This window comes from Arthrobacter horti (genome assembly GCF_030731045.1).
Taxonomy (GTDB): domain Bacteria; phylum Actinomycetota; class Actinomycetes; order Actinomycetales; family Micrococcaceae; genus Arthrobacter_E; species Arthrobacter_E nanjingensis.
In genome coordinates, this window is the sequence record NZ_JAVALS010000006.1 from 184,883 (window position 1) to 197,923 (window position 13,041).

At 67.0% G+C, this 13,041-nt stretch carries 11 protein-coding genes; 7 read left to right on the forward strand and 4 right to left on the reverse strand.

Annotated elements, in window-relative coordinates; translation table 11 throughout:
• Positions 1–11: 11 nt before the first annotated feature.
• On the reverse strand, positions 12–218 hold the full coding sequence (locus Q9R02_RS10815) for a hypothetical protein (RefSeq protein ID WP_305996695.1): 207 nt from the start codon (positions 216–218) through the stop codon (positions 12–14).
• 449 nt (positions 219–667) lie between these two features.
• On the opposite strand from Q9R02_RS10815, the gene pucL reads away from it, so the two are divergent.
• Together pucL and Q9R02_RS10825 are read left to right on the forward strand one after the other, a co-directional pair.
• Positions 668–1,582, forward strand: coding sequence for a factor-independent urate hydroxylase (gene pucL / locus Q9R02_RS10820; RefSeq protein ID WP_305996696.1), 915 nt, complete (start codon positions 668–670; stop codon positions 1,580–1,582).
• Positions 1,583–1,873: 291 nt separating this feature from the next.
• A complete protein-coding gene (locus Q9R02_RS10825) occupies positions 1,874–3,346 on the forward strand; it encodes a nucleobase:cation symporter-2 family protein (RefSeq protein WP_305996697.1) in 1,473 nt (490 codons plus the stop codon).
• Positions 3,347–3,414: 68 nt separating this feature from the next.
• On the opposite strand, the gene Q9R02_RS10830 is transcribed toward Q9R02_RS10825, so the two are convergent.
• On the reverse strand, positions 3,415–4,371 hold the full coding sequence (locus tag Q9R02_RS10830; RefSeq protein ID WP_305996698.1) for a type IV toxin-antitoxin system AbiEi family antitoxin: 957 nt from the start codon (positions 4,369–4,371) through the stop codon (positions 3,415–3,417).
• 144 nt (positions 4,372–4,515) lie between these two features.
• Positions 4,516–5,271: an IclR family transcriptional regulator gene (locus tag Q9R02_RS10835; protein ID WP_305996699.1), complete on the reverse strand. Its 756-nt coding sequence runs from the start codon at positions 5,269–5,271 to the stop codon at positions 4,516–4,518.
• Positions 5,272–5,501: 230 nt separating this feature from the next.
• Between Q9R02_RS10835 and Q9R02_RS10840 the strand changes: the two genes are divergently transcribed.
• From Q9R02_RS10840 to Q9R02_RS10860, 5 genes are all read left to right on the forward strand, one after another.
• Positions 5,502–6,914, forward strand: a complete 1,413-nt coding sequence (locus Q9R02_RS10840; protein WP_305996700.1) for an NAD-dependent malic enzyme — start codon at positions 5,502–5,504, stop codon at positions 6,912–6,914.
• 74 nt (positions 6,915–6,988) lie between these two features.
• A complete protein-coding gene (aceB, locus tag Q9R02_RS10845) occupies positions 6,989–8,587 on the forward strand; it encodes a malate synthase A (protein WP_305996701.1) in 1,599 nt (532 codons plus the stop codon).
• A complete protein-coding gene (locus Q9R02_RS10850; protein WP_305996702.1) occupies positions 8,587–9,852 on the forward strand; it encodes a DUF6986 family protein in 1,266 nt (421 codons plus the stop codon). Before aceB ends, Q9R02_RS10850 begins: the two co-directional genes overlap by 1 nt.
• 17 nt (positions 9,853–9,869) lie before the next feature.
• Positions 9,870–10,700 (forward strand): bifunctional allantoicase/(S)-ureidoglycine aminohydrolase, encoded by an 831-nt coding sequence (locus Q9R02_RS10855; protein ID WP_305996703.1) that lies wholly within the window; start codon positions 9,870–9,872, stop codon positions 10,698–10,700.
• 155 nt (positions 10,701–10,855) lie between these two features.
• On the forward strand, positions 10,856–11,500 hold the full coding sequence (locus Q9R02_RS10860; RefSeq protein ID WP_305996704.1) for an NADPH-dependent F420 reductase: 645 nt from the start codon (positions 10,856–10,858) through the stop codon (positions 11,498–11,500).
• A 90-nt stretch (positions 11,501–11,590) separates the two neighbouring features.
• Here Q9R02_RS10860 and Q9R02_RS10865 read toward each other — a convergent pair whose 3' ends face one another.
• Complete coding sequence (locus Q9R02_RS10865) at positions 11,591–12,802, reverse strand: S53 family peptidase (protein ID WP_305996705.1); 1,212 nt, start codon at positions 12,800–12,802, stop codon at positions 11,591–11,593.
• Positions 12,803–13,041: the final 239 nt, after the last annotated feature.

A 13,041-nucleotide genomic window follows, 5' to 3' on the forward strand; every position in this document is an offset into this window, starting at 1 on the left:
TCGTCGTTTCCTCAGGAACCGGCGGCGGGCTTGCGGAAGAAGGGGAGGCCCTTCACCCAGCGGTTGCCGCGGTTCTTCTCCGCCTCGGCCTCACGGGCCCGGCGGTACGCCGGCAGGCAGAAATCGGGATCCGTCCCACCGAGAGGCAGGTAGACCTCCTGCGTGCGTGCCTGTGCCGCCAGTTCATGAATCCGCGTGGTGCTGCTGCGATCCTGCATTGATCTTCTCCTTACCTTCTCGCCCAGGGAGTCCGCCGTCGGGCGGACGATCCGTAGCTGACATTCCGCTCGCTGAACCTTGATGTTTTCGCATTACGGAAGAACTTTTTTGTTCTACGAAAAGTTTAGGGAGGGTCGGGCCGGGCCGTCAAGACCCCCAACGGGGCGAACCCTCGGCGCCGGCGGAGCTTGCGAGAGCAGACTGTCACAAAAAGTTTTTTTGAACTACTCAAAAAAAGTGATTTACAACACGGCGGAAGCGTGCCAGGATGGATGCAGTTCGTGATGCAGATCACGAATCACCTGAGAGCAGCAGGCAGGGTCGTAATGAGCTGGCATTCACGGATGTCGGCTCTTTTTTTGTAGCCGGGGTCCGCCACAACAGGCGCCTCGCGGCGCACGACACTACTCGGTGGACAGTGAAGTCCACCAGGAAAGTTGAGAAGACCATGAGCAGCAGCAACATCGTCCTCGGCAAGAACCAGTACGGCAAGGCCGAGAACCGCGTCGTCAAGATCACCCGCGACACCGACCGTCACGAGATCGAAGACCTCAACGTCACTTCCCAGCTCCGCGGCGACCTCACCGCGGCCCACATCGATGGCGACAACGCCCACGTGGTCCCCACCGACACCCAGAAGAACACCGTCTTCGCCTTCGCCCGTGATGGCATCGGCTCCCCCGAAGAGTTCCTCATCCGCCTCGCCAACCACTTCACCGGCGAGTTCGAGTGGATCACGGGTGGCCGTTGGGAAGCCGAGCAGTACGCCTGGGAGCGCATCATCGCCAACGGTGAGGAGCACAACCACTCCTTCGTCCGCAAGGGCCAGGAAGTCCGCAACTCCGTGGTCACCAAGGATGGCGACAACATCTACGTCATCTCCGGCCTGAACGACCTCACGGTCCTCAAGTCCACCCAGTCCGGCTTCGTGGGTTACCCGAAGGACAAGTACACCACCCTGCAGGAGACCACGGACCGTATCCTGGCCACCGAGGTCTCCGCCCGCTGGCGCTACAACAACGAGGCCGTCGCCAACGGTTCGATCGACTTCAACGCCGTCTACGCCGACGTGAAGGCCCTCCTCCTGGAAGGCTTCTCCGAGGAGTACTCCTACGCGCTGCAGCAGACCCTCTTCCAGATGGCTCAGAAGGTCTTCAACGCTCACCCCGAGATCGACGAGCTGCGCTTCTCCACCCCGAACAAGCACCACTTCGTGGTCGACCTGACCCCCTTCGGTCTGGACAACCCGGGCGAGGTCTTCTTCGCCGCGGACCGTCCGTACGGCCTGATCGAGGCCAACTTCGAGCGCGAAACCATCTCCGACCCGGGCAACTCCTGGGACGGCATCGTCGGCTTCTGCTGACCCACTGATCTCACCCGGGCTGCGCGTCAGGCGCCCAGAAGTGCCTGCTCTGCACCGCTGCGGCGGCCGGCGCAGCCCGGGTGAACCCCTTCACTCACCGCATCCTCGCACCCTCCCGCAGCAACGCTGCCCCGTACCGCACCTCGCCGTACCCTGAGTCCACCGTGCGCCCGGCAATGGCGCCCCCGCACGGTCCCCTTTCTTCGGCCCCCGGCTTCCCGCCGACGTCGGCCGTCCCCGCCGCAATGCCGCGGCCCATCACCACATCATTAGGCAGACAGGAAGTCTGAAATGAGCGCAACAACCGTCAAACCGACCACCACCCGGCCCGAGGACGAACGTCTTCCGATCGGCTCGACCATCGCGTACGGCCTGCAGCACGTCCTCACCATGTACGGCGGCATCATCGCCCCGCCGCTGGTGATCGGCCAGGCCGCGGGCCTGAAGCCGGACCAGATCGGCGTGCTGATCGCCAGCTGTCTCTTCATGGGTGGTGTGGCGACCCTGCTGCAGACCCTCGGCGTCAAGTTCTTCGGCTCGCAGCTGCCGCTGGTGCAGGGCGTGTCGTTCGCCGGCGTGGCCACCATGAGTGCCATCGTCTCCCAGGGTGGCGGCCTCCCGGCCGTGTTCGGTTCGGTGATCGTCGCGTCAATCATCGGCCTGGTCATCGCACCGTTGTTCTCGCAGATCCTGCGGTTCTTCCCGCCCGTGGTGACCGGCACCGTCATCACCACCATCGGTCTGACCCTTCTGCCGGTGGCCGCCAACTGGGTCATGGGCGGCAACGCCAAGGCTCCGAACTACGGCAGCGTGGCCAACCTGGGCCTGGCCGCGGTGACCTTCGTGATCGCCCTGGTCCTGTCCAAGGTCGGCAGCGGCACCGTCTCCCGCCTGTCCATCCTGCTGGCCATGGTCATCGGCACCGTGATCGCCCTCTTCACCGGCCAGGCCGACTTCTCCAAGGTGGGCACCGGGGCCATCTTCGCCCTGCCGACCCCCTTCGCCTTCGGTCCGCCGACCTTCAACATCGCGTCGATCATCTCCATGTTCATCGTGATCCTGGTGACCCTGACCGAGACCAGCGCCGACATCATCGCCGTCGGTGAGATCGTGGGCACCAAGGTGGACCGTCACCGCGTCGCCAACGGCCTGCGCGCCGACATGATCTCCAGCGCCGTCGCTCCGGTGTTCGGCTCCTTCACCCAGAGTGCCTTCGCTCAGAACGTCGGCCTGGTGGCCATCACCGGCATCAAGAGCCGCTTCGTGGTGACCGCCGGCGGTGGCATCCTGATCCTCCTCGGCCTGTTCCCCGTGGTCGGCCGTGTGGTCCAGGCCGTGCCGATGCCCGTCCTCGGTGGTGCTGGTGTGATCCTGTTCGCCACCGTGGCCGCCTCCGGCATCCGCACCCTGTCCGCCGTGAGCTACAAGGGCAACATGAACCTGATCGTGGTGGCCTCCTCCCTCGGCTTCGGTCTCCTGCCCGTCGTCAGCCCGAACATCTACGACAAGTTCCCGGCCTGGTTCATCACCATCTTCCACTCCGGCATCAGCTCCGCGGCCATCATGGCCATCCTGCTGAACGTGCTCTTCAACCACCTGAAGGCCGGCAACGCCAAGGACTCCTCGGTGTTCGTGGCCGGAACGGACCGGGTCCTCACCACGCAGGAGATCCGTGTCCTGCGTGAAGGCGACCGATTCGAGAACGGCAAGCTGATCGACAGCGACGGCAAGGAAGTCCCGATCGAGCAGGACAGCGCCCACTAGGGCCCCATACCTCCCCACATCACTCGCCAAGTAACAGCTGACGCCCCTAAGATCCAGTCTTAGGGGCGTCAGCTGTTCTCTCGGGTTCCGGAACCGGGCCACCCAGCCTTCGCCAGCGCCTCACGGACGCGGACGACGGCGAAGGGCCGCCTGCCCTTCAGGTCGCCTTTGCCGATCCGCACCTCCGTCCATCCGGCTTCCTCGGTCAGCCGCTGCCGCTCGAAGTCGCGGACGTACTGGGATTGGCCGTCGTGAACGGCGCCGTCATACTGCAGCGAAAGCTTCCAGTCCGGGTAAGCGACATCCGGCCACACACAGCGCCCCCGCCACGGCAGAGAGAGGGAGTGGTTGAGCACGGGATCGGGCAGCCCGTGCTCCGCCAGGGTCAGGCGGAGGAAAGTCTCCTGCGCCGAGTCTGCCCCGACCCGCACCAGGTCAAGCGCCAGCCTGGCCGTCCTGACTCCGCGTTTCCCCGGATGCGCCACGACCGTTCTCCTCAGCTCCGCAACCGTACACAGCGCTTGACGAGGACGCGGGTGGTGCTCGTCATGCGCGTTGACCAGGTGGTCCCCGGCGGCCACCAGGTCTTCCAGTTGGAGGAACTCTGCCAAGTCGAGAAAAGTCCGCGCCGGCGAGGTGACCCGGACGCCGTCGTGCATCAGCACTTCACCCGCGGCGAAGCTCAGCTTGCGCCCGCCAACCTGCTTCCGCCGTGGCTTACTGTCGCCGCGGGGACGCGCCAGCCGTACCTCCCCGTCGCGCGGCGGCCACAGAGGAAGAGGTGCGTTCCAGATCTCCGCGGCGCTGTAGTCCACCAGCACCAAGCGCTCGTCCAGCTCGGAGTAGCCGCGCAGCAGTGCCGAGGCGGGCAGATCAGGCCCGGTGGGAAGACGAAGTCCTCGGGACGGCGCCATGAGGTCACGGCCGAGTGTCCTCTTGCGTGAAACGTCCAGTTGATCCGAGCGGATCAGCGAGAACGACGTCTCAAGGAGCGGGTCCGGAAGCGGTGTGGGGTGACGTGGCATGCCTCATTCTGATCAGCCCGCAACCACTCGCGACGGGTTATCCACAGATTCCTGCGCCTCTGCCACGCGAAGTAGCAGCTGACGCCCCTAAAACTCGGTCTTAGGGGCGTCAGCTGCTACTTCGCGTGGGGGGTGGAGCGGGGGTCAGACCCGGTTGAACTCCAGGGACAGGGCCTGGGCGGCGTCGCGGAGCATCGGGAGGGCACGCTCGGAGAACGCCTGGTCCACGCGGGTGGTGGGGCCCGTGACGGAGATGGCACACGGGGTGGGAGCGTTCGGCACGGCCATGGCGAAGCAGCGCACTCCGAGCTCCTGCTCCTCCTCGTCGATCGAGTAGCCACGCTCGCGGATCGCCGCGAGGTCCGCCAGCAGGGCGTCCACGGTGCCGAGGCTCTTGGCGGTCGGTGTCGGCATGCCGGCACGCAGGACGATGTTGCGGACCGTGTCGTCGTCGAGCTGCGCCAGAATGGCCTTGCCGACGCCGGTGTCGTGCATGTGCGCACGGCGGCCCACCTCGGTGAACATGCGCATGGCGTGCGGCGAGGGCACCTGGGCCACGTACACGATCATGTCCGTGTCCAGGACAGCCATATTGGCCGTCTCGCCCAGCCGCTCCACCAGGGACTTCAGCTGCGGGCGCGCGACGGCGCCCAGCTGCATCGAGGCCGCCTCACCCAGGCGGATCAGTCGGGGACCCAGTGCGTACCGCCGGCTGGGGAGCTGGCGGATGTAGCCCAGGGACACGAGGGTGCGCAGGAGCCGGTGGATGGTGGGCAGGGGCAGATCCGTGGAGGACGAGAGCTCACTGAGCGTCACGTCTCCACCAGCGTCAGTGATGAGTTCCAGCAGTTCAAAGACACGTTCCACGGACTGGACGCCGCCTGAGGGCTTCTCCGCCATCTCAACTCCTTCCCGCGTCGTTGCGTAGTAGAGGCACGGTTCTAACGGTAAATCTTATCCGCATAGCGGAAAGTTGCCGGACCGTCTAGGTACATACAACAGTTAGAAACGGTCTGGAAGCAAGACCTTTTTGGTCTTGTCTTTCCACTTTGTAGAGAATAATATCCATAATACGAAAACATCTCGCGGGTAGCAGAGGCTCCGCGGGTCCTACCCTGGAGGAGAATTCAATGGCGAATCCCAGCCCCGGAAATTCCATCACCCTGCGCGTCGAGGCCCCCTCGAGCTTCACCGCAACGAGCGAGCTGGCCGCTGCCGTCGGCAACGCCGGCGCTGCCGTGACCGCGCTGGACGTGGCGGAGTCCCACCACAACACCATCGTCGTGGACGTCACCTGCAACACCACGGATGACGAGCACGCCAAGCGCGTCGAGGCCGCCCTGAACGCCCTGGACGGCGTCAAGGTCCTGCACGTCTCCGACCGCACCTTCCTGATGCACCTGGGCGGCAAGCTCGAGGTGGTCCCGAAGGTTCCGCTGCGCAACCGTGACGACCTGTCCCGCGCCTACACCCCCGGCGTCGCCCGCGTCTGCATGGCCATCGCCGAGGATCCCTCCGCGGCCCGCAACCTGACCGTGAAGCGCAACACCGTCGCCGTCGTGACCGACGGCTCCGCCGTGCTGGGCCTGGGCAACATCGGCCCCGCCGCCGCCCTCCCGGTCATGGAAGGCAAGGCCGCCCTCTTCAAGCAGTTCGCCAACGTGGACGCCTGGCCGGTCTGCCTGGACACCCAGGACACCGAGGAGATCATCCGCACCGTCAAGCTCCTGGCACCCGTCTTCGGCGGCGTGAACCTCGAGGACATCGCGGCTCCCCGCTGCTTCGAGATCGAGGCCCGTCTGCGCGAGGAGCTGGACATCCCGGTCTTCCACGATGACCAGCACGGCACCGCGATCGTGACCCTGGCCGCCCTGACCAACGCCCTGCGCGTGGTGGGCAAGAAGATCGCCGACGTCAAGATCGTCGTCTCCGGTGTCGGCGCCGCCGGCTCCGCCATCATCCAGCTGCTCAAGGCCCAGGGTGCTCAGCACATCGTGGCCGCCGGCCGCTCCGGCGCCATCCACAACGGTGAGACCTACAACGACCACCACCGCACCTGGATCGCGGAGAACACCAACGAAGAGGGCTTCTCCGGCAGCCTGCACGAGGCCCTGGTGGGCGCGGACGTCTTCATCGGCGTCTCCGCTCCGAACATCCTGGCCGAGGAGCACGTGGCTTCCATGGCCAAGGACTCCATCGTGTTCGCCATGGCCAACCCCACCCCCGAGGTGGACCCGGCTATCGCCTCCAAGCACGCCGCCGTCGTGGCCACGGGCCGCAGCGACTTCCCGAACCAGATCAACAACGTGCTGGCCTTCCCGGGCCTGTTCCGCGGTCTCCTGGACGCCGGGGTCAGCGACATCACGCCGCAGATGCTGGTGGCCGCCGCTGAGGCTATCGCCAACCGGGTGCAGGATGATGAACTGAACGCGAGCTACATCATCCCGAGCATCTTCGATCTGCAGGTGACCAAGGACGTCGCGAACGCCGTGATCGCCGCCGCAAACGCCAAGGCCGCTGCTGAGGCAGTGGCAGCCCTCTGACCGGCTGGGAAATCCAGCATTCGCCGTCCGGCCCCGCGGGGCCGGACGGCACCTTGGAGAAGTAAGGACAGCACATGACCATCACCGTCACCAACCCCCAGCCGGTGGAGCGCGCCGAGGAGATCCTCACCCCGGAAGCCCTCGCCTTCGTCGAGGCACTGCACCAGAAGTTCGCCGCGCGCCGCGATGAGCTGCTGGGCGCCCGTGTCGCCAAGCGCGACCAGGTCGCACAGACCGGCACCCTGGACTTCCTGCCGGAGACCGCAGAGGTCCGCTCCGGCGACTGGAAGGTCGCGGAAGCCCCCGCTGCACTGCAGGACCGCCGTGTTGAGATGACCGGTCCGGCCTCGCCGGCCAAGATGGCCATCAACGCCCTGAACTCCGGCGCCAAGGTCTGGCTCGCCGACCTTGAGGACGCCAGCACCCCCACGTGGCACAACGTCGTCGACGCCATCCTGAACCTGCGCGACGGCGCCCGCGGCACCCTCTCCTACACCTCCCCGGAGGGCAAGGAGTACCGCCTGCGCACCGACGCACCGCTCGCCGTCGTCGTGACCCGCCCGCGTGGCTGGCACATGAATGAGAAGCACGTGGTCGTGGACGGCCGCGAAGCCGTCGGCGCCTTCGTCGACTTCGGCCTGCACTTCTTCCACGTGGCCAAGCTCCTGATCGAGAACGGTCACGGCCCGTACTACTACCTCCCGAAGATGGAGAGCCACCTGGAGGCCCGCCTCTGGAACGACGTCTTCACCTTCGCCCAGGAGTACGTCGGCATCCCGCACGGCACCATCCGTGCCACCATGCTGATCGAAACCATCCCCGCCGCGTTCGAGATGGAGGAGATCCTCTTCGAGCTGCGCGAGCACGCCTCCGGTCTGAACGCCGGCCGCTGGGACTACATGTTCAGCATCGTCAAGTACTTCCGCGACGCCGGTGAGAAGTTCCTCTTCCCGGACCGCGCCTCCGTGGTCATGACCGCGCCGTTCCTGCGCGCCTACACCGAGCTGCTCGTGAAGACCTGCCACAAGCGCGGCGCCTTCGCCATGGGCGGCATGGCCGCCGTCATCCCGAACCGCCGCGAGCCGGAAGTCACCGCCGCCGCCTTCGAGAAGGTCCGCAACGACAAGACCCGCGAGGCCACCGACGGCTTCGACGGCTCCTGGGTGGCTCACCCGGACCTGGTCCCGGTCTGCGTCGAGGTCTTCGACAAGTTCCTGGGCGAGAAGCCGAACCAGCTGGACAAGCAGCGCCCCGAGGTCGAGGTCACCGCTGACCAGCTCCTGGACGTGGCCGCCGCCAACGGCGAGGTCACCGAGGCCGGCCTGCGCCTGAACCTCTACGTGGCCGTGGCCTACACCGCCGTGTGGATCTCCGGCAACGGCGCCGTGGCCATCCACAACCTCATGGAGGACGCCGCCACCGCGGAGATCTCCCGCTCCCAGGTGTGGCAGCAGGTCAACGCCGGCTCCGTGCTGGCCGACACCGGCAACACCGTCACCCGCGAGCTGGTCAGCACCATCCTGGCCGAAGAGACCGAGAAGCTGCGCGGCGAGGTCGGCGAGGACGCCTTCCTGAAGTTCTACGCCCCGGCTTCCAAGCTCATCGAGGACCTGTGCCTGAACGAGGAGTTCACCGACTTCCTCACCACCCCGGCCTACGAGCTGGTCGACTGATGGCGGGCGTCTCCCTCACCGCTGCCGATCTGGCCGACGTCGAAGGCCGCCTCGCGGCGACCGACGCGCTCCTGGACCGCAACTACCCGGGCGATGACGGCAGCCGTCAGCCGATCCACACGGTCTACGTCCCGGCCGACCGCTTCACGCCGGACTTCGCGGCGGAGTGGGGCCAGGCGGCCAACGACGTCGTGGCGCAGCACGGCGGCTTCGAGGCCCTGGGCGCCCTGCTGGGTCAGTCCGAGGAGCTGAACGCCGCGGTGGCACCGCGCGTCGCCGCCAAGCTGGCGAGCGAGCCGATCGAGGACCTTCGACTGGACTTCGAGGACGGCTACGGCAACCGTGGCGACGAGGCGGAGGACGCCGACGTCGTGGCGGCCGCCAAGGCTGTCCACCAGGCGGTGGAGGCCGGCACGGCTCCCCCGTTCATCGGCATCCGCTTCAAGTGCTTCGAGGCGCCCACCCGCGCTCGCGGCCTGAAGACGCTGGACCTGTTCGTCTCCACCCTGGTGGATCAGGGCGGTCTGCCCGACGGCCTGGTCCTGACCCTGCCGAAGGTGACCACCGTGGACCAGGTCACGGCCATGGACCACGTGGTGTCCCGCCTCGAGGAGATCCACGGCCTGCCGGCCGGGCGTCTGCGCTTCGAGGTCCAGGTGGAGACGCCGCAGCTGATCCTCGGCCACGAGGGCACCCACCCGGTGGCGCAGCTGCCGCACGTGGTCCCGGGCCGCATCAGCAGCCTGCACTACGGCACCTACGACTACTCGGCCAGCCTGCAGATCGCCGCGGAGTACCAGTCCATGGAGCACCCGGTGGCCGATGTGGCCAAGGAGATCATGCAGCTCGCGGTAGCCGGCACCGGCATCCGCCTCTCCGACGGCTCCACCAACATCATCCCCGTGGGTGAGAACGTGGAGAACGCCTGGAAGCTGCACAGCCGTCTGGTCCGCCGCTCCCTGGAGCGCGGTTACTACCAGGGCTGGGACCTGCACGCGCACCAGCTTCCGAGCCGTTTCGCCGCCAGCTACGCCTTCTACCGCGAGGGTCTGGCCGCGGCCACCACGCGTCTGAAGAACTACTTCTCCCAAACGGACGCGGGCGTCATGGACGAGCCCGCCACCGCCCGGGCCCTGGCCAACTTCGTGCTCCGCGGCGTCCAGTGCGGCGCCGTGGGCGAGGACGAGGTCCTGGCCCTGACCGGCGTCGCCCTTCCTGAGCTGACGGTGCTCGCGCACCCGCGGCTCGCCACCACTTCCCACTGATCCCCAAGGAGCCTTCAATGGGCAATCTGTATTACCCCACCGGTGGGCTGCCGCCGCAGACCCACCTCACCACCGAGCGTGCGATCGTCACCGAGGCCTACACGGTCATCCCCAAGGGTGTGCTGACGGACATCGTCACCAGCCTCCTGCCGGGCTTCACGAACACCCGTTCGTGGATCATCGCCCGTCCGATCTCCGGTTTCGCCACCACCTTCTCCCAGCTCATCGTCGAGGTGGGTGCGGGCGGCGGCGCTCCGAAGGCCGAGTTCGAGTCCGGCGTCGAAGGTGTCATCTTCGTGGTCAAGGGCACGCTGAACCTCACCCTCAAGGGCGAGAAGCACGTCATGGAAGAGGGCGGCTACGCCTACCTCGCCGCCGGTGACGAGTGGGGCGTGGACAACTCCTCCGACGACATCGCAACCTTCCACTGGATCCGCAAGGCGTACGACCGCCTGGAAGGCTACCAGGCCACCTCCTTCGTCACGAACGAGAAGGACGTGGAAGGCACCGCGATGCCGGACACCGACGGTGTCTGGAAGACCCAGCGCTTCGTCCCCTCGGACGACCTGGCCCACGACATGCAGGTCAACATCGTGACCTTCCAGCCGGGCGGCGTCATCCCCTTCCCGGAGACCCACGTCATGGAGCACGGTCTGTACGTCCTGGAGGGCAAGGCCATGTACCTGCTCAACAAGGACTGGGTCGAGGTGGAGGCCGGCGACTACATGTGGCTGCGCGCCTTCTGCCCGCAGGCCTGCTACGCGTCCGGCCCCGGCCAGTTCCGCTACCTGCTCTACAAAGACCAGAACCGTCAGATCAAGCTCACCGGCGCTCCGCTGCCGGGCTGATCGGCCCACTGGTCACTCAGCGCTGAAGCGCTGACCGCGACGGCCGCCGTCGTGCTCTCCTGTGTGAGGGCACGACGGCGGCCGTCCGCGTCGGCGGGGCACCGTCACAGTTCTCAACACCGGAATGAAGGCCCGTCCGGGGTGGTTCCCCGGACATGACTGAGACCATCGGAATCATCGGGGCAGGGAACATCGGCAGCCAGCTCGCCCGCAAGGCGGTGGAGCTGGGATACGACGTCGTCATCAGCAACTCGCGGGGGCCGGAGAGCCTCGCGGAGCTGGTGCGGGAGCTGGGGCCGCGGGCGCGTGCGGCGACACCGGCGGAGGCCGCCGGGGCGGCCGACTTCGCCGTCGTCACCATCCCTTTGAAGGCCTATCGGACGGTGCCCGCGGCGCCCCTGGACGGCAAAGTGGTGATCGACACCGTCAACTACTACTGGGAGCGCGACGGTCACATCGAGGCCCTCGACCGCGGTGAGGCCACCACATCCGGCCTCCTTCAGGAGCACCTGAGCGGGGCGAAGGTGGCCAAGGGGTTCAACCACATCGCCGCCGCCCAGATCACCACGGACGGGACTCCGGCCGGAACGGAGGACCGCCGTGCCCTGGCCACGGCGAGCGACTTCCCCGAGGCCGCCGCCCTGGTGACCCGCCTGTACGACGAGTTCGGTTTCGACACGGTGAACATCGGGCCGCTGTCCGAGAGCTGGCGGGTCGAACGCGACCGCCCGGCCTACGTGGCGCGGCAGAACAAGCAGGAACTGCAGGCCAATCTGGCGAAGGCCCCGCGGACCATCTGAGTCCAGGACCGGGACGCGAGAATCCCCCGGGTCCGGTGCTGTCACCGGTCCCGGGGGATTCCCTTTTCGCCACCCCCCAGCAGGGTTTGCTCAGAAGCCGGACACTCCGTTCGGGGTGCCGAGGCCCGTGGGGCCGTCCCAGCCCGCGCCGGCGGTGCACCAGACGCTCGTGGGGCAGCTGCCGTTGCTGCCGCCGGTCACATCGAACAGGGCGCCGGAGTTGCCGTACGGGATGCTGTTGGCGTAGACGCCGGACGCGGCGGAACCCGTGTTGCCGCTCAGGGCGTAGACGGAGGCGATGATCGGCGAGGCTTCACTCGTGCCGCCGAACTGGCCCCAGGTGGAGTTGGAGCCGTTGGTCGGATAGTAGACCGCCAGACCGCCCGTGTTCGGATCCGAAGCCGCCGCCACATCGTTCATGGCCCGTTTGGTGCAGCCGGTGCCGGCGCCGGAGGCCGCCGGGAGCGCCGCGTTGTACGTGGAGCAGCCCGACCCGGTGCCGCTCCACACCGTTTCACTCCAGCCTCGGCTGTTGGACGCCGTGCTCAGCGAGGTGCCGCCCACTGCCGTGACGTAGCTGGAGGAGGCCGGGTAGGAAGCACCCTTGTAGCCGTTGTCACCGGCGCTGGCCGTCACGGCGATACCGGGGAAGTTGTAGTACTTGCCGTACGTGGCGTCGGAGGCGTCTCCCCCGCCGTAGCTGTTGGAGATCGCCACCACCCCGGGGACCTTCGCCGCGGTCTGCACGGCGGTGCCCAGATCGGAGAAGGACGCCGACTTCGCCTGGACCACCACGATCTTGCAGTCCGGGCATGCGGAGGACACGGCGTCGACGTCGAGCGCCTGCTCCTGTGCCCAGCCCACGTTGAAGCGCGGCAGGGAGCTTCCCCCGGTCTGATTCACGATCTTCAGACAGCCACTCGCCGTGGTGCAGTCGCCCAGCTTGAACTGAGTGCGGAAGACGGCCAGGTCACGCTCCAGATTGGGGTAGCCGTACGCGTCGACGATCGCGACGGTGCGGCCGCCAGAGAGCAGGCCGGTGAGCTTGTAGGCGTCCTGCAGATTCGCCGGCGTCAGCGCCGTGGATGGCGGCTGACTGGCGGCGACCGGACGCCCGGAACGGTCCGTGGCCTTGAGCGCGTCGCAGGACGCCTGCCCTGCAGGGGCTGCGGCGCACACGTGGACGGCGTGTCCGAGGGCCAGACCTTTGCCCGGATCGGCCGAACTGGGAGCCGCTGCGGCCACCAGGCTCCCCGCCAGCAGCAGGAGCGAGGCCGAAGCGCTCAGGAAGGTACGTTTCATGGGCTCACGGACTCCTTAAGTCACATGGTCTGACCAGAGCGAACGCCGGATGAAACTGCAAGTGTAAAGCCCCCGCTTTGGAGCATAACCCCGCGGGGGACGGCGGTGGAAGAGGTCGCGTTGACTCATGGGAAACCTCCGCGTGCTGGTGGTCGTTGCCTCATGTAGGAATCTCCGGCTGCGGGTACGCCTGATGGTGTGGAGCTTTCGATGGGTGAGCGCAGGGCTGTGACGAGGAA